The following is an 18,404-nucleotide window of genomic DNA, read 5'->3' on the forward strand; positions in this document are numbered from 1 at the left end:
ACTTACCCCAGGTTCAATGGCGTCGAACGTTGGCGCACGCCGGTCAGCGCGAACAGGGCATTGGCGATGGCCGGCACCACCGATGGACTGCCCAACTCACCGACGCCACCAGGTTTGCTCGGTTCACCGTCCAGTACGAGGATGTCGGTGGTCGGCATGTCCGACATGCGCGTGACGCGGTAGTCGTGGAAGTTGCTCTGCACCACCCTGCCCTGTTTGATGTCGAGCCGGTCGAACAACGCATGGCCGAACCCCCACATCAAGCCGCCGTAAACCTGCTCTTCGACACCGCCCGGCGAGACCGCCAAACCGCAATCGACCACGCAGGTGAGTTTCTCGACTTTCGGCTTGCCGTCGACCGTTGTCACCCGCGCGACCACCGCAATAAAACTGGTGTAACCCTGATTGGTCGCGATCCCCAGTGCCGTGCCAGGTGGCAGCGGTTTACCCCAACCGGCGCGCACGGCAGCTTGCTTGAGCACTGCCACGTGCCGTGGCCGCTCCTGCATATTGGCCAGCCTGAACGCCAATGGATCTTCACCGGCAGCATGAGCCAGTTCATCCATGAAACTTTCCACGGCGAACACATTGGGGATGAAACTCACCGAGCGATACCAACCACTGGGCACGTTGCTTTCGTGCTTGACCCAGTTCAATTCCAGATGCGGCGGACGGTAGGCGAAGTCCCACGCAGTGATCGCCTCGGTGGTGCTGTAATCCATTTTGTCTGGACGTTCGAAATAACCCGGCTCCCACTGTTCCGGCGAGGCTGGCGACACCGCGTGCAGTTGCAGCGCGCTGAGTTTGCCCTGAGCGTCGAGCGCACCTTTGACCCGATGCAAAGTGGCCGGATGATTGAACAGCGCGTGCATTTCATCTTCGCGGCTATTGAGCAATTTCACCGGCACACCGGTTTTCTGCGCCAGATACGCGACTTCAAACAACCAGTACTTGGCCTCCCGCGCACCGAAGCTGCCGCCGGAGACCAATTCATGAATGGTCACGTTGGCCTTGTCGATCCCGCACACGGTTTGCGCCGCCTCGAGTGCCGAGGACGGCACCTGCACACCACCCCAATACGTGATTGCCTTGTCCTTGACCTGCGCGGTGATACAGATCGGTTCCAGCGGGTTTTGCACCTTGTAGGGCATGGTGTAATCGGCTTCGATCAGCTGCGCCGCGCCCGCCCATTGCCCGGCGACATCACCTTGGGTCATCGCTTTGACGGTTTGAGCTTCAGGATCACCGATGGCTCGGGCCTGAGCGCTGGCCAGTTGCTCGCTGTCAAACCCGGCCAGCGGCGAATCGCTCCACTTGATCTCCAACACTTGGCGGCCCTGCTGCGCCGCCCAGAACGTATCCGCCAAAACGGCGACACCTTCCAGATTGCCGCCGAGCACATCGGGCCGCCCCGCAATCGCCAGCACTTTGCGCACGCCCGGCACTTTTAGAGCCGCAGCAGAATCGACGCTGAGCACTTTCGCCCCGACCACTGGCGCACGCTGAATCACCGCCACCAGCATGTCCGGCAATTGCACGTCGATGCTGTATTTGAAACGCCCGCAGACCTTGGCCGCCGCATCACGTTTGTGACGCAGTTTGCCGATGTACTTGAATTGCGTCGGATCCTTCAGCGTAACGTTGGTCGGCGCCGGCAGATTCGCCGCCACTGCGACCAGTTCACCATAACCGAGCCTGCGCTGGCTCGCGGTGTGAACGACCCGCCCTTCTTCGGTGACGCAACTGTCGGGGCTGACTTTCCACTGCTTGGCTGCCGCCGTAATCAACAGCGCCCGCGCCGTAGCTCCGGCCATACGCAAGCGGTCGTATTCAAGGGAAACGCTGGTGCTGCCGCCCGTTGAAAAGACCTTCCAGACCGGATGAATGTAGGTTTCGAAAAACGGATCTTCCGGGGTGATCACCTGCACGGTCATCGGGTTGACGTCCAGCTCTTCAGCCACGCACGCGGCCAGCACCGTTTGTGTGCCGGTGCCGGAATCGTGCTTGTGCACCACCAGTTTCACCTTGCCGTCAGGAAAGATGCGCACCCAGGCATTCGGTTCGAACTCGCTGGCCGGTGCCGGGGCTTTCGGGTCAGTCGCAGCGATGCCGCTCGGCAGATAGAGAGCAATCGCCAAACCGGAAGCGACTGTTGCCGCTTGCTTGAGAAAAACCCGGCGCGGCAGTTCGATGCGGGTGTCGTCGACGAGGCTCATCAGGCCTCCTTCGGCGCATTCGCCGCACGTTTGATCGCCTTGTTGATGCGCCCATAGGTGCCGCAGCGGCAGATATTCCCGGACATCGCATTGCGGATCGAATCGTCGGTCACCGCCGCACCGGTGTTGAGCAACGCGGCGGCGGACATGATCTGCCCGGATTGACAGTAACCGCATTGCGGCACATCTTCGGCGATCCAGGCCAGTTGCAGAGGATGAGTTTCCGTCAGCGACAGGCCTTCGATGGTAGTGATGCTGTGGCCCGCGACGGCGGCCGCCGGCAACTGGCAGGAACGCACCGCGACGCCATCCAGGTGCACGGTGCAGGCACCGCACAGGCCCATGCCGCAACCGAATTTGGTGCCGGTGAGTTTCAGTTGATCACGCAGTACCCATAACAAGGGCATGGAGGAGGACGCTTCATCCAGCTCGCGTCGTTCGCCGTTAACCGTGAATGCAATCATTGTCAGGCTCCAGAAGAGCGGCCCGTCTTTATGCGGGCCTGGTCACCGATTATTGGAACCCTGAGCAACACGCGGCCAGCGACGATTTCTGCCAACCGCTGTAAGCAGGACTAACAACATGTACAAGCGATACCCGTCGGTGCAGTCCATGAGTGCGTTTATTCACGCGGCGCGCAGCGGCAGTTTCTCCAGTGCGGCGCGCAAACTTGATCTGACGCACAGTGCGATCAGCCAGCAGATCCGTGCGCTGGAAGATTTCATCGGCCAGCCGCTGTTCGTCCGTGAAGGTGGCGGCAGCAATTTGACTGATGCCGGGCAGTTGTTTGCCAGTGTGTTGTCGGATGGTCTGGCGCAAATCGACCGGGCGATTTCCTCGGTGAAGAACCGCAGCGTGGCGCAACGTTTGACCCTGGATGTCGACAGTGAACTGGCGCAAAGCTGGCTCAATCCGCGCCTGCCGCAATTGCTTGATGGCTTGCCGGATTACGAGGTGACGCTGCTGTCGATGCCGCGCAGTGATCGCAGCACGTTTGAGCGGGTCGATCTGGCGTTGCGTTATGGCTATGGCGATTGGGACGACTGCGAGATGACCCAGATCTGTGGCGATCGGGTGTTGGCGGTGGCTTCTCCGGAGTTGCTGGAACGGCATGGTTTGCAGGCGCCGTTGAGCCCGGCGCAAATACTCGAATTGCCGTTGTTGGGGTATTCGCGACGATCGTGGATTCCGTGGCTGGATGCCGCCGGGATGACGCCGACTGAACCGCCGGCGCGGGTGATTTTTGATAATGCGGCGAATTTGATAGCTGCCGCTGAGGCCGGTGTCGGTGCAGGACTGGTGCGCGGATTATTGGCGGCTGATGCGTTGCGCAATGGGCGATTGGTGGCGTTGAACGAGGCGCAGATTGCGGCGCATTACAACCTTTATGCGGTGTGGCCGCAGGGGCAGGCCGAACGTGTGGCGCCGGTGGTTGATGCGGTTAGGCAGTTAGTCCTGTGTACGCTTGAGAACCCTGCCCTCACCCTAGCCCTCTCCCAGAGGTAGAGGGGACCGATCGGGGAATATTGGCGAATGACACCGACGTGCACCTCCTGCTGTGAATCCATAATCGACTGGTTCTTTCAGGTCGATGTACAAGGCAAGACACCTCGGTCGGCTCCCTCTCCCTCTGGGCGGTCCGACGTTTCGGGAGGGCTGGGGTGAGGGTAGCTCTTGATCTGCCCATATCGCCCAAGTATCACCACCGCGCCCAATTAATATTGTACGAACCCAACCCCCCTTTCCAATACTCGCCCTCAGCAGCCACCCACCCGGGCCGGATGCGAACAGGCGAGGGAATGCGCGTGTCTTGCGCATAGAAACGGCCGATTGCCCGGGACGTGGATGCCGAGAGCCGCAAGGCTCCCTTCCCCGCTATCAGGAGATCGACTTCAATGATCATCGATATCAGCTGCTATCCCACGGATCTCGTGGACCTCGCCTGGAGGCATGACGGTGACCCGTTCACCGGCGAGCGTCTGCTGGAGATGATGGATGGCCCGTACATGGTCAACGGCAAGCCGCGCCGCATTGACAAAGCCTTCATCCAGCCGCCGCAGGGCAACACGATTTACACCTGGACCGACGGCGAACTGTCAGGCCGTGAATCCATCGACGCCTACATGGCGTACACCCTGAAAATGGTCCAGACCTACCCGGATCGCTTCATCGGTTGCTTCGTCTACAACCCGCGCTGCGGCGTGGAAAACGGCGTCGAGGCGATCGAGCGCTACGTCAAGGAACACGGCTTCAAGATGGTGCAAATGCAGGCCAACATGCACGCCTACCGTCCTGACCGTGCCCTTGACTGGGTGCGCCCATGCTTCGAGAAATGCGCTGAGCTGGGCATTCCGGTCAAGCTGCACACCGGCGACGGGCCTTACAGCATCCCGTCGGAATGGGTGCCGATGATCAAGGAATTTCCCAACGTCGATTTCATCATGGCCCACTTCGGTGTGCAGACCGGCGGCGTCTACGTCTTCGAACCGATGCAATGGGCGATGGAGTTACCCAACGTTTATTGCGAATCCGGCTGGTGCCTGCAATCGCGAATCGTCGAATTCGCCAAGGTCCTGCCGACGCACAAGATCCTCTTTGGCACCGACACCCCACCGAACGAACCGGGCATGTGGCTGCGCCTGCTCGAAGTGCTCTGCCATGAGCCGCCACAAGGCCTGAATCTCGACGAGGACACTCTCGAAGAGTACCTGGGCAACAACACCGCGCGGATGATCGGCCTCGAGCCAACCCCGCCACCGCGTTCCGTTTCCGAAGCAGAGGCGCAACTCAAGCGCCCCGTCACCACTCAACTGGCCAGGAGCTGAACCGATGATCATCGACACCCATCTGCATCCCACCAACCTGGTCGACGAGGCCTGGCGCCACACCGGCGAACCGTTCACCGGCGAGCGCATGCTCAAGTTGATGGACGGCCCGTACATGATCAACGGCAAACCACGCCGCATCGACATGGGTTTCATCCAGCCGCCACCGGGCAACACCGGTTATCGCGACGGCAACCGCCGGGGTCGCGAGGGCGTGCGTGATTACATGTCCTACGTCGCCGAACTCTGTGTGAAGTACCCGGATCGCTTCATCGGCAACTTCAACTTCAACCCGCGCTGGGGACCGGAAAACGGTGCGGCGGAGCTGGAATTCCACATCAAGGAATACGGCTTCAAGATGCTCAAGCTGCACGCCAACATGCACGGCTATCGCCCTGATCGCGCACTCGACTGGCTGCGCCCGGCGATGAAAGTCTGCGCCAAGTACAACATCGTTGTGCTGATCCACACCGGCGACGGCCCGTACACGATTCCGACGATGTTCTACCCGATCATCCGCGAATTCCCGATGGTCAATTTCATCATCGGTCACTTCGGCATCCAGACCGGCGGCAACTACTCGTTCGAGGCGTTCTGGATGGCCATGGACACGCCGAACGTGTACTGCGAATCGGGCTGGTGCTTCCAGTCGCGGATCGTCGAATTCGCCAAGGAGCTGCCGCGCAACAAGATCGTATTCGGCACTGACTCACCGCCGAACGAACCGGGCATGTGGCTGCGAGAACTGGAGGTGTTGTGCTCACCGGCACCGCAGGGGTTGGCCATCGATGAGGATCATCTCGAGGACTACCTGGGCAACAACATCGCCCGGTTGTGCGGGATCGAACCGACGCCACCGCCCAAGGATCTGGTCGAGGCTGACATTCGCCTGACCACAACGTACCTGTAGCCACACACAAAACCCAATGTGGGAGCGAGCCCGCTCGCAAAAGCGGTGAGTCAGTCGCCATCAACTTTGAATGACCTACCGCATTCGCGAGCAGGCTCGCTCCCACAGGGGCCAATGTTACGACCGACACACAGCGACTTTACAGGCACGAAGATGATCCGGCGTTCGCTCGACCGGCAGGCCAACGGCTGGCCGCACGATCGCCCTCTCACCCCTGCGTGCCTGCTTTTTACGAGGTGACACCATGACCCGTTCGACGCTCGGCGATTCCCAGGACTTTCACGTGTTCATCGACGCCTATCGCCGTGAGTACCCGGACGATATGCTGACTGTCACCCAAGCGATTTCCGCCGATCAGGACGTCACCGCCCTGGTCGATGCCCTCGCCGCCCAAGGCCGCGATCCACTGCTGATCTGCGAACACGTCGGCCATCTCGGCGTGCCGGTGGCGACCAATCTGTTTGCGTCCCGAACCCGCATCGCCCGGCTGTTCGGCGTAATGCCTGCGCAGTTACACGAAACCTTTCAAACCCGCGCCAACCGACCCATCGCACCGCGTTATGTAGAAAGCGGCCCGATCCTCGATGAAGTCTTCGAAGGCGAAGCGCTGGATCTCGCACTGCTGCCGATGCTCAAGCATTTCGACAGTGATCGCGGGCCGTACATCACTAACGCCATCATCATCGCCGAAGACCCGCTGACCGGCATCGCCAACATGAGCTACCACCGCTCGATGCGCCACGCCCGCCAGGCACTTGCCACCAGCCTGCATTCACGCGGTCATCTGTGGCGAATGCTGCAAACCGCCCGCGAGCGTGGCGAAGAGTTGCGCGTAGCAATGGTCGTCGGTGCGCATCCGTTGTTCATGCTCGCCGCTGCTGCGCGCTTGCCTTATGGCGCCGATGAACGTGCCGTCGCTGGCGGGCTGTTCGGCGCACCACTGGAACTGGTGAAAACCCCACGCTACGGCATCGGTGTGCCGGCGTATGCCGAGTTTGTTCTGGAAGGCGCGATTGACCCGGCGGCGTATGCCGAGGAAGGTCCGTTCGGTGAATTCAGCGGTTATTCTTCGGATCGTTCGACCAACAACGTACTGCGCGTGGACACCCTGTTGAAGCGCAAAAATGCCTGGCTGGTCGACGTCATGGGCGGGCGCTACGCCGAGCATCTGACCCTCGCCCGCCTGCCCCGCGAAGCGGAAATGAGCGAGAAACTGAAAGCACGTTTCCCCGCCATCACCGCCGTGCATTACCCCAATTCCGGCACACACTTCCACTGTTACGTGGCGCTGGATCAAAGTCGCGACGGCGAGGCGCGGCAGATCATGCTGGCCCTGCTCGGCTGGGATCCGTACCTGAAAACCGTGATCGCGGTGGACAGCGATATCGACATCAGTGATGACAGTCAGGTGCTGTGGGCGCTGGCCACACACTTTCAGCCGCACCTGGATATGTTCACCATTGATGGTTTACCGGGCAGTCCGCTCGACCCTTCGTCGTCGGTCAACGGCACCACTTCGCGGATGGGCCTGGATGCCACACGAGGTTCGGGCTTTGACGGGATCAAGGCGCAGCTCGATCAAGAAGTTCTGAAGCGCGCGCGGGTTCTGCTCAAAGGACTTCAATCATGAACCGCCAGCGGATGGTGGTAGGCATCAGCGGCGCGTCCGGCTTCATCTATGGCGTGCGACTCCTGCAATTGCTCGCCGAGCTGAACATCGAAAGCCACCTGATCATCAGCCGCGCCGCACTCCTGACCATGGCCCACGAAACCGACTACAAACTGGCCGACGTCACTGCGCTGGCCAGTCATTACCACCGCGCCGATGACGTCGCCGCCGGGATTGCCAGCGGTTCGTTTCGCTGCCTCGGCATGGTTGTCGCGCCGTGTTCTATGCGCACGTTGGCGGAGATTGCCACCGGCACGTCCTCGGGGCTGATCGGCCGTGCTGCCGACGTCACGCTCAAGGAGCGGCGCACGCTGGTGCTGATGGCCCGCGAAACCCCGCTGACCCTCGCGCACCTGCGCAACATGACCGCCGTCACCGAGATGGGCGGGATCATCGCGCCGCCGGTGCCAGCCTTCTACGCCCGCCCGGAGAATCTGGCGCAAATGGTCGACCACAGCCTTGGTCGCGTGCTCGATCTGTTTGGCCTCGATGCCGGTGTTGCCACCCGCTGGCGTGAACACCCAAATCCCTGTGGGAGCGAGCCTGGTCCGGGCGGCGTTCCGACGAAAGCGGTGGATCAGTCGCCATCACCGCTGGATGACACACCGCATTCGCTAGCAGGCTAGCTCCCACAGTTGATCGCACTCCGACAAAAACACAGTTAAGGAGCTTCAGATGAACACCCCCTTCAACGCCCCGACCCGCAACACCAAAATCCCCGTGACCATCCTCACCGGCTTCCTCGGTGCCGGTAAAACCACCCTGCTCAATTACATCCTCAAGGAAAACCACGGCCGCAAAATCGCCGTGATCGAAAACGAATTCGGTGAAGTCGGCATCGACGGCGACCTCGTCCTCAGCTCGGAAACCGAAGAAATCTACGAAATGGTCAACGGCTGCGTATGCTGCACCGCCGAGGTTCGCGAGGATCTGGTGCGCATCGTCCGCGAACTGGTGGCGCGCCCGGTGCGCCTCGATCACATCCTTATCGAGACCAGTGGCCTCGCTGACCCGTACCCGGTGGCGCAGAGCTTTTTCATCAATGACCCGATCGCCGATGAAGTCGAACTCGACGCGATCGTGACCATGGTCGACGCCAAGCACATCGCACAGCACCTGGAGGATTTGCAACTCGACGGCGTCGACAATCAGGCGGTGGATCAGATTGTTTGCGCCGACCGGATCGTCATCAACAAGGTCGATCTGGTCAGCAGCGACGAGGTAGAAATCCTGCGCGGAAAGATCCGTGGCTTGAATGCCACAGCGGATCTGGTGACCTCGACCCATGCGCAAATCGACCTGACAAAAATCCTCGGCATCGGCGCATTTGAATGCACGCAGAAGCTGATGGAGATCGGCGCGGAACCCGAGCATCACAACCATCACGAACACCATCATGAAGAGCCGGATCACGAGCACGACCCAAGCGTGTCATCGGTGGGCATCGCCGTGGACGGCGAGGTCAACCTTATGGCCTTCCATCGCTGGATCAGCGAGCTGCGTTTCTCTCAGGCCGACAACCTGTACCGCATGAAAGGCGTGCTCGCGGTGGCCAACGAAGACCAGCGCTACGTGCTGCAAGGCGTGCACAGCCTGGTGGAATTCCGCGCCTCGACCGCGTGGGGCACGGAGCCCCGCTCAAGCAAGATCGTGTTCATCGGCCGCGACCTGGATCGCGCGGCGCTGAACCAAGGCTTCGCCGCCTGCCTGGCAGGCTGAAACAAGGCATCGGAGCCGGTGGATGGCGGCTTCGCAGCACGAATGACTGATGCCAATTCTTGTGAACAACACAACACCTGTGGGAGCTGACTTGCCAGCGATAGCGGACTGTCAGTTTATAAAAATGGTGACTGCTAAATCGCCATCGCTGGCAAGCCAGCTCCCACAGGGTTCCACTGTGTTCTTGAGATAAGCGGCATCAGACGAATACCCCTCTCTACCGCATAAAACAGCCAGAGGTGTTTCCCCATGTCGTCAGCCACATCCCCATCGAAAAGCGCATCCACCGTGCATCCCGTCGACCGCGTTTTGCCGGTGCGACAGATGCTCACCCTCGGCCTGCAACACATGGCCGTCTCGTACATCGGCGCCATCGCCGTGCCGTTGATTGTCGCCAGTGCCCTGAAAATGTCCCACGCCGACACGGTGGTGTTGATCAGCACCACGTTGTTCTGCTCGGGCATCGCCACCCTTTTGCAAACCGTCGGCTTCTGGAAGTTCGGCGTGCGCCTGCCGATTCTGCAAGGCGTGGCGTTCAGCAGCGTTGGCCCGGTAATCGCCATCGGCAGCAACCCGGAGGTGGGATTCGCCGGGGTTTGCGGGGCGGTGATCGGCGCGGGGATTTTCACCATGTTGATCGCGCCGTTCGTGGGCCGATTGCGGCGATTCTTCCCGCCGGTGGTGACCGGGTGCATCGTCACCGTGATCGGCTTGCAGCTGTTCCCGATTGCCTATGAATGGGTTGGCGGCGGACGCAATGCGAGCAACTTTGGCGCGCCGGCGTTTCTCGGCGTGGCGGTGGTGGTGTTGCTGACCATTTTGCTGGTCAACCGTTATGGCAGCCCTTTGCTGCGCAACATGGCTGTGTTGATCGGCATGCTGATCGGCGCCGGTCTGGCCTACGGTCTGGGCATGGGCAGTTTTCACAGCGTCGAAGAAGCGCCATGGCTGACCGTGCCCTACCCGTTTTATTTCGGCTTGCCGACCTTCAGCCTGATCCCCATCGCGACCATGGTGGTGGTGATGATCGTGCAGATGGTCGAGTCGATGGGGCTGTTCGTGGCCATTGGCGACATCGTCGAAAAACCAGTGGAAGACAAACAGGTCATCAACGGTCTGCGCGCCAATGGTCTGGCCAGCACCATCGCCGGGATGTTTGCCGCGTTTCCCTTTATCGCCTTCATGGAGAACGTCGGCCTGGTGATCCTCACCGGCGTACGCAGCCGTTGGGTCGTCGCGGTCAGCGGCTTGCTGATGTGCTCGATTGCCCTGGTGCCGAAAGCCGGCGCGATCATCGCTTCGATGCCGACTGCCGCCCTCGGTGGTGCCGGCATCGCCATGTTCGGCGTGGTCGCGGCGGCGGGCATTCAAACCCTCGCCAAAGTCGACTACGAGCGCAATCGCTACAACGTGCTGATCGTCGGTTTCACCATCGCCGCCGCGCTGGTGCCGGTGCTCGCACCCACCCTGTTCAAACAACTCCCCGAGTGGTCGCAGCCGTTCCTGCACAGCAGCGTGGTTATCGCTTGCCTGGTGTCGGTGCTGCTCAACGCCGCGCTGAATGGCGTCAGCGTGCCGGAAACCACCGCCAGCAAATCCGCCTCGCACATCCTTTAGTTTGGAGCTGCCCATGACTCAACTTCAGAACATCCTGATCAAGAACCCGGTCGCGGTGATGACCGGCCTGCGCGGCCCTCGCGCGCGGGCCGGCGCCGTGGACATCCGCGTGGTCAACGGTCGCATCGCCGAAATGGCCGCCGACCTGCAAGCGCAACCCGGCGAACGGGTGATCGACGCACGCAATTGCGTGGTCTATCCGGGCTGGATCAACACTCACCACCATCTGTTCCAGAACCTGCTCAAAGCCGTGCCCGAAGGACTGAATCAGGATCTGCAAGGCTGGCTGGCGAGCGTGCCCTATCCGCGCCTCAACCGCTTTACTCCGAAACTGGCGCGGATCGCTGCGCGTTTGGGCATGGTCGAGTTGCTGCTATCCGGCGTCACCACCTGCGCCGATCACCACTATCTCTATCACGCCCACGGCAGCACCGAGACCGGCGACCTGTTGTTCGACATGGCCGATGAATTCGGCCTGCGTTTCGTGCTGTGCCGTGGCGGCGCACTGGAGTCGGCCAGCGCCCACCCGGGCTTCTCGAAAACCGCGCTGCAGCCGGAAAGCCTCGAGCAAATGGTCGGTGATATCGAACGGCTGAAATCGCGGTATCACCAGGACGCCCCGGACGCGATGCGCCGCGTCGTCGTCGCGCCAACTACGCCGACCTTCTCGCTGCCGCCAACCCTGCTGCGCGAACTGGCACACACCGCGCGCGGCCTCGGCTTACGCCTGCACACGCACCTGTCGGAAACGCAGAACTACGTGAATTTCTGCCGCGAGAAATACAACTGCCTGCCGGTGGAGTTCGTCGCCGAACATGAATGGCTCGGCCCGGACGTCTGGTTCGCCCACGCCGTGCACCTGCAACCGGGTGAAATCCGCATGCTCGCGCAAACCGGCACCGGCATCTCGCACTGCCCGGTGAGCAACGCCCGCCTGGGCAGCGGCGTCGCACCGGTGCCGCAGATGTACGAGGCTGGCGTGCCGATTTCCCTGGGCGTGGATGGTGTGGCCTCCAATGAGTCCGGGAGCATGGTCGGCGAAGCCAACACCGCGTGGCTGATCCACCGCGCCGAACAAGGCGCCTCGGCGACCACCGCTGAAGACGTCATTCACTGGGGCACGGCGGGCGGCGCGCAAGTGCTGGGCCTCGGTGCCGTTGGCACACTTGAAGTCGGTCAGGCTGCGGATCTGGTGATCTACAGCCTCGACCATCCACGGTTCTATGGTTTCCACGACAGCGCCGTCGCGCCAGTGGTGGCGGGTGAGCCGATCACGGTGAAATACAGCTTGGTCGGTGGCCGTGTGGTCGTCGATAACGGTGTGATTCCGGGGCTGGACATCGAACGCATGCGCGCCGAAGCGTGGGAAGGTGTGCAGCAACTGATGAACGTCGACGACTGATTCCGCAACAAATGAAAATCCTTTGGGAGCTGGCTTGCCAGCGAAGGCAAACTTTCAGTCGACCGAGTAAACAGGCAATAAAAAGGAGAGCTGGCAACCACCATGCTCTCCTTTTTCGTTGTACCACTTCAAAAAATTACAGGTCTGACATCGACTTGATTGCCAGCTCTATCCTTTCACGTGCAGCTCCAGTCAAACGCTTAACGCCGAAAGTTTTGGCAATTTCCAAAGGCATGTCGCCGGCGGAAATCAAAGACGCAACCATCAATAGTTCCTCAGCGGCGATCTCCTCCACCGACCTGCCGTCATCCAATGTCGCTGGTATCCGATATTTGTTCCAACCAGCAATATCACTTTCGGAATGCCAAACAAATTGGCCATCAACTGGATCACTTTTCAGATAATGATTTTGCTCGGTCAGATCAAGAACTCGCTCTCGAATGAGACGCCCAGAGCGTTGAAAGCCATGTGCCCGGGCTACGCGCTGTACCAACACTGAATCGAGGATAGGAGCCTCCTGCAACAACACATGGGCAATCAATTCAGCAAGGACTGCATCATATTCAGGCGAGTAAAACGCCTCCGCATTGATTCTGTCGCCCACGCTTGTGAAGTCGGTGACACGGTATTCATCTTTGATTGCAGGTGAGACCTGCAGTGCAAACGACTTCGCGATTTTTAGTTCGGGAGGTAGTTCGTCAGAAGCATCGCCCTCTGATACAGCAGGGGCTTCCTCTTTCGCTACGTCATTTGCCAATGGAGCGCTATGCACCAATGACAAATGAGGTATTGAAGATTCTTGCTCAACTGTTTTGCTAACAAGAGAGGATGCACGCGACTCTTCCAAAAGAGCTTCAAGCGATGCATGCAACCGATCCAGCGCGCCAGACTTATCAATCCACCACTCCGTAGACCAGAGCCGAACAAGCTTCCAGCCCAACCCTTGCAGGATTGCGCTACGAACCTTGTCGCGATCTCGAGCGGTAGCCGCACTGTGATACGTCGCACCGTCACATTCAACACCAACCAGATAATCGCCAGGTCTGTCTGGATGGACGATGCCTAGATCAATGCGGAAACGAGATACCCCAATTTGCGGTACGACTTGCCAGCCTTTTCGTCTCAGCTCTTGAGCAACAGCTTCCTCAAAAGGCGAGTCATAACCCCCCACTGAGCCCTGTACTGCCTCAGCAAGCGCTCTTGGCCCTCTCTGGGCAAATTCAATGAAGTGCTTCAGATCACGTACAGCGCGGGCGTTGGTGCGATTCAAATCAATCATCGAAGAATCAAAAGATGAGAAAACCATCATCTCCCTGCGGGCACGGGTTATCGCCACATTCAAACGACGCCATCCGCCTTCTTTGTTTAATGGACCGAAGTTCATTGACATAACCTGCGCGCCTGGTTCGGTTGGACCATACCCGATACCTAGCATGATCAAATCGCGTTCATCGCCTTGAACTGTCTCCAGATTCTTAACGACGACGGGTTCGGCAATGTCATGCTGGAAGAACGGTTCGATCTGAGGGAATTGTTGCCGCGCCCTATCCAACAGATCGTTGATCAATCTTTGCTGATCGCTATTGAGTGTAATGATCCCAATAGTATGACCGCTCGCGACAAACGCCGGATCCATCAGACGCTTCACAGTCTCGGTAACGATGGCCTCGGCCTCGGCCTGATTATGCCTGCCCTTGCCTTTCGCGTAGACGCCATCAACACGTCGCCACTCCACAGCGCTGGCACGCGTTTCAGCCGCAGGGAAAGTGATGAGATTACTGTCGTAGTAGCGATGGTTCGAGAAAGCGATCAAGCTTTCGTGGCGACTCCGGTAGTGCCAACTGAGGCTATGACTCGGGATCCCTGCGCCCAGACACTCATCCAAAATGCTCTCCATGTCCTCAGCAGTATCATCTTCTGCGGCAGACGCGGCGCGATTGAAAAAGTTGGTTGGAGGCATCTGACGGGGATCACCCGCAATGACCACCTGCTTACCCCTCGCGATTGATCCGATGGCATCCCAAGGTGCAATTTGCGAAGCCTCATCGAATATCACCAAGTCAAAAAGTGCGAGGTCCGTTGGAAGATATTGCGCAATCGAAAGAGGGCTCATCAGCATGCAAGGAGCGAGTTTCGACATGGCATCGCCCATCTCAACAGCAAGCTGTCGCACAGGTTTATGCCGACGTGATTTTTGCAACTCGTGCTTCAGAACCCCGAAACCACCTTGCTTGCCGATCTCGTTTTTCGACGGGATCAATCCACACAGCTTCGCTCGAATGTATCGAACAGTGAGCTTGGAAAGATCCTCATCCAGACGTACAAACGCCTCAATATCGCTAGTGTGCTCTGCTGGTACGAAATTACGCAGCAGCGGTTCAGCGTCGATGATCACCCTTGCAAACCAGCGTGCATAAGATGTTTCGAATGCGTTTACAGTCCCGCCCTCTGGCAACCCTTTAATTGCCAATGCATCACTCAACGGTTGAAGCCCCGATGCTATTGCCTCTTCGCGCACCCGACACCAATCGCACCAGGCTTTCAGCTTCGACTCCTGTCGCGAGATAGCGCTGGACGCATCAAGCAACGACTCAATTGTTAATTTTCCCTCTACCGGGCGCTTACTCAACTCATTGAATCGTTTACTCGTTCTACTGAACTCTTCCAATGCATCTTTTAATTGATGAAGCGCTGCTGCGATAAAGCCTCCCCCGCCCAATAACTCATTGGCTTCAACGACGAGCTTTTGTGTGGCTCCCCGCAGTGCAATAAGATCTTCGGGGGATTCGGCGTTCGAGCTAATCAACGTCCGCAGGCGTTCAGCGAGTTCCCAAGCAACTGCCATGGCGGATTGATCACTAGAAGCCCCGCTCCATCCAGGCACAGCGTTTATATCTGTAGACAAACCGTCCAGCGAGATGAGTAGATCGCGCATTTCGAAGAGTTTGGCAAGATCCTGCTCAACGTTCGGGAATCCAACCGCTCCGCCCTGACCCGCAAGGTTTTTACCCACCTTTTTCTTGGCCAGAGTCGCGAGAAACCAAAACTTTGTTTTACCAATATCCCAGTCGTTTTTGAGTTGTTCGAGGTGGATAGTGCGGCAGGCCTCTGAGGTGTAACGCACCGACAGCGACTGTTCAATTTCTCGGTAACTTGTGAGGACCTGAACAGCTTTCTTGGCTGCAACGATCTTGGCACTTGCATTCAACGTGAATGCAAAAGAGAGATCGATACCATGCGTATCTACCAATAGTGCAACAAACTGGCAAAACCGCTCGATATCCTCCCCGCTCGTAACGGCCAGGGGCAGATCGGTGGCTCTCAACAAGCTGTCACAGGCAATTTTCAGCCGCTCAATGACTCCCGGCAGCTCCCTGGATACTGCAGCGATCGACTCTTGCCAGCCGTTTGACCATTCGGTAGGAGCGATGAGCGAAAAGTCCGCTGACAGATCGCGGGCAGCCTGACTATTCAAGTCGAGACGCCGGGCGAGATCACGCAGCCGCGCGTAGTCTTCCGCGTCGTGAGACGTTCCCTCAGGCCATGAAACACGCGGCAACTCGGCGTGCCCATCCCGTACAACACGACCTATAGCCTGATGGACTGTTAATCCATTAGGTTGCCGACGATGCAAGGTTCCCACGACTTCGTTCAATCGATTTCGTAGCTTATGCAGTTTTGCCGTTTCTACCGACCACTCTTCAGCTGTCAACGCATCGCGAACATCCCAAGCACGCTCCAGTTGTTTGAGTACTTCCACTTTGGATGTTTTGCTGGAGTGCAGCTCAAGACAGAATTCGCCTAGCCCCTTTTCTTCAAGCCGACGATAGACAACATCCAAAGCGGCCATTTTTTCTGCTACGAACAAGACCCTTCGGCCTAGAGCCAGATTGTGGGCGATCATGTTGGCGATGGTTTGGGACTTACCGGTGCCGGGAGGTCCATCAAGAACGAAATCACAACCGCTAGCGGAGGCAACAACTGCAGCCAACTGGGAGGAGTCTGCCGGCAACGGTGTGAACAGATCTGCCGGACTGACTTTTCTATCCAACTCGTGAGGCTGCGGAAACTCCCCCGACGTAGCAAAGCCTTCGCCGCCGACACTTCGCTCCAACAAATGCTTAACCATCGGGCTTTTCAGAAGCTGCTCAGAGCGAGCAGCCAGATCCTGCCACATCAAATATTTCGCGAAGGAAAACGTTCCCAGCACCAGCTCCGTGGTGACCTCGAAACCCGGCACGTCCCTGATGGCACGGCGCACAGTATTCCAGATCCCAGTGACATCAATGCCACTGTCGTCGGTGGGAAGTTCACCTTCAAGCCCTGGAATAACGAGTTCGAAGTCATGTCGTAACAGTTCGAGCAGGGTCAAATTGAAGCGTGGCTCATCCTCAAGCAAAGTCATCGTCACGCCGGACAACGCACTTTTACGATCAAGTTTTACGGGAAGCAAAATTAAGGGAGCGGAATAGTTTTTTGGATCGTCTGCCGACTTTTTCCACTTTAAAAACCCGAGTGCAAGAAAGAGAGTATTTGCTCCGCCTTCATCAAGATCACTTCGAGCTTTTCGGTACAGGTCAATCAGCGCTACTTCGAGCTTCGTTTTCTCAAGGGTGGCCAGTACCTCACCACGAGACAATGCACTGCGAGCATATTCATCTCTGAGCGACTCTCGATTTTGTTGTTCATAAAGCGCCGAATCTCTACCTCCAGCCTCCAGATCCGGTATAGATACGATCCTGATGCGCTTGCCGCTGGCCAGTTGATCTTCCAGTTCAGCGGGCTCAGGACAGATCAAGCGAACGCCTTTAGCACTATCCGGCAGATGTAAAAGCCGATTTCGAGTAGTCAGGTCGAGAAGCTTGCGTTGCCACAGGGTCAGCTTACCGGCGGGTGTTTCTGACTCGGAAAGAATCTCTACGTCAAAGACCGGTAAAGGTGGCGCGTTCTCCAACGCCTCAAGTGGCATCTCCGACTCATGAATCACATCTGATTTCGACGCTGGAATCGACGTTGCCAAAGGACGGATACGCTGCATGCGTGCTCGATGCATATCAATGGCCATGATGAAATCATCGTCGTTGACCTGCCTTTCAGCAGTACTAATCGCCTGACTGAAACCTGGTACAGGAAATTGCGTTGCTAGAGTGGTTTCAAAAACGAGAGCTTCCTTCAGATCAATACGCTTTCGTACTGCGGAAGCCTCATCCGTAATCAGTTGAGAAAACTCCTGAGGCTGCAACCAAACGCCTGCAAAAGCATGACCTTTCGTCAGCAGCAGAAGAGCATTCAGTCCGGCTTGCTCCAATGCCGCAGCGAAAAGCAATGCCGTATCCAGGCATGTTGCAACACCGCCCTCCAATATGAGGCTTGGAGTTCTGACTTTCTGGCCGTAAGTCTCAAAGCTTGCCGGAGGCAGCGCATAGCTCAATTTAAGCCCGCAGACTGCAGACCATATTGCGGAAGTGAGCTCCCAGGTTCTGGTTCTGGACTTACTTTCGTAACCATTGATGCCATCCGCTTTACCAGCGCGGCGCAGAACATCAGAGGCAGATTTGAGTATCCGATCTACCGCAGGGTCATTTGGCATTGCAAACGCCGGCAGCAACTCTGGCATCGAGTTAACGCCCCCCCACTCATTTCTTGCCAAAAGCTCAACCGGAAAGATTTGACTGTTGAGAACTTCCCCGTTGCAACGTAGGCGCAGCACAAGGGTCGCGCTGAGACTCTCCGTCAGATCGGCTAGATAAGCAGCATTCAGCGTCAAATTTCGTTCAGGAATATGCAACGTCGATTCTTTATTTAATCGATCCAGACGCCAAGTCTTGCCTTCAAGGAAGGGAGGATCCGCGACAAGCTCCAGTTCAAGATCGCTGTAATCAGCTTCACCATCGTTGTGTACGGTCAGTTCTCTGAGGACCGGGACAGAATTTTGGTGAGAAGCAAAGCCAATCTTGCTGGCGATCACTCCCTCGATCTTGATGGTCATGAACCATTTTCTCCATGGGAAATTCGACGAAACAACTACTGAATTCTTAAAAACAGA

At 58.1% G+C, this 18,404-nt stretch carries 11 protein-coding genes; 8 read left to right on the top strand and 3 right to left on the bottom strand.

Annotated elements, in window-relative coordinates; genetic code table 11:
• Positions 1-2: 2 nt before the first annotated feature.
• The gene (locus M5G26_RS09365; RefSeq protein WP_273915113.1) at positions 3-2,216 is read right to left on the bottom strand and encodes a xanthine dehydrogenase family protein molybdopterin-binding subunit; all 2,214 of its coding nucleotides are present in this window, start codon (positions 2,214-2,216) and stop codon (positions 3-5) included.
• On the bottom strand, positions 2,216-2,680 hold the full coding sequence (locus tag M5G26_RS09370; protein ID WP_134173986.1) for a (2Fe-2S)-binding protein: 465 nt from the start codon (positions 2,678-2,680) through the stop codon (positions 2,216-2,218). Before M5G26_RS09370 ends, M5G26_RS09365 begins: the two co-directional genes overlap by 1 nt.
• Positions 2,681-2,798: 118 nt before the next feature.
• On the opposite strand from M5G26_RS09370, the gene M5G26_RS09375 reads away from it, so the two are divergent.
• From M5G26_RS09375 to M5G26_RS09410, 8 genes are all read left to right on the top strand, one after another.
• Positions 2,799-3,722 carry a LysR substrate-binding domain-containing protein gene (locus tag M5G26_RS09375; RefSeq protein WP_273915114.1) on the top strand — a complete coding sequence of 308 codons (924 nt, stop codon included), beginning with the start codon at positions 2,799-2,801 and terminating at the stop codon, positions 3,720-3,722.
• Between the two features lie 389 nt (positions 3,723-4,111).
• On the top strand, positions 4,112-5,041 hold the full coding sequence (locus tag M5G26_RS09380; protein ID WP_095047475.1) for an amidohydrolase family protein: 930 nt from the start codon (positions 4,112-4,114) through the stop codon (positions 5,039-5,041).
• 4 nt (positions 5,042-5,045) lie between these two features.
• Complete coding sequence (locus M5G26_RS09385) at positions 5,046-5,951, top strand: amidohydrolase family protein (protein WP_273915115.1); 906 nt, start codon at positions 5,046-5,048, stop codon at positions 5,949-5,951.
• 244 nt (positions 5,952-6,195) lie between these two features.
• A complete protein-coding gene (locus tag M5G26_RS09390; protein WP_273915116.1) occupies positions 6,196-7,581 on the top strand; it encodes a UbiD family decarboxylase in 1,386 nt (461 codons plus the stop codon).
• Positions 7,578-8,246, top strand: a complete 669-nt coding sequence (locus M5G26_RS09395; protein ID WP_273915117.1) for a UbiX family flavin prenyltransferase — start codon at positions 7,578-7,580, stop codon at positions 8,244-8,246. The genes M5G26_RS09390 and M5G26_RS09395 overlap by 4 nt, the downstream gene beginning before the upstream one ends.
• 49 nt (positions 8,247-8,295) lie before the next feature.
• Positions 8,296-9,339 (top strand): CobW family GTP-binding protein, encoded by a 1,044-nt coding sequence (locus M5G26_RS09400; RefSeq protein ID WP_273915118.1) that lies wholly within the window; start codon positions 8,296-8,298, stop codon positions 9,337-9,339.
• A gap of 249 nt (positions 9,340-9,588) precedes the next feature.
• A complete protein-coding gene (locus M5G26_RS09405) occupies positions 9,589-10,956 on the top strand; it encodes a nucleobase:cation symporter-2 family protein (RefSeq protein ID WP_134173995.1) in 1,368 nt (455 codons plus the stop codon).
• A gap of 13 nt (positions 10,957-10,969) precedes the next feature.
• Positions 10,970-12,358 (top strand): amidohydrolase family protein, encoded by a 1,389-nt coding sequence (locus M5G26_RS09410; RefSeq protein ID WP_273915119.1) that lies wholly within the window; start codon positions 10,970-10,972, stop codon positions 12,356-12,358.
• Between the two features lie 136 nt (positions 12,359-12,494).
• Here the strand turns inward: M5G26_RS09410 and M5G26_RS09415 are convergent, their stop codons facing one another.
• Positions 12,495-18,347 (bottom strand): DUF3320 domain-containing protein, encoded by a 5,853-nt coding sequence (locus M5G26_RS09415; protein WP_273915120.1) that lies wholly within the window; start codon positions 18,345-18,347, stop codon positions 12,495-12,497.
• Between the last annotated feature and the right edge of the window lie 57 nt (positions 18,348-18,404).

It is taken from the genome of Pseudomonas sp. TNT2022 ID642 (assembly GCF_028656995.1).
Lineage (GTDB): Bacteria > Pseudomonadota > Gammaproteobacteria > Pseudomonadales > Pseudomonadaceae > Aquipseudomonas.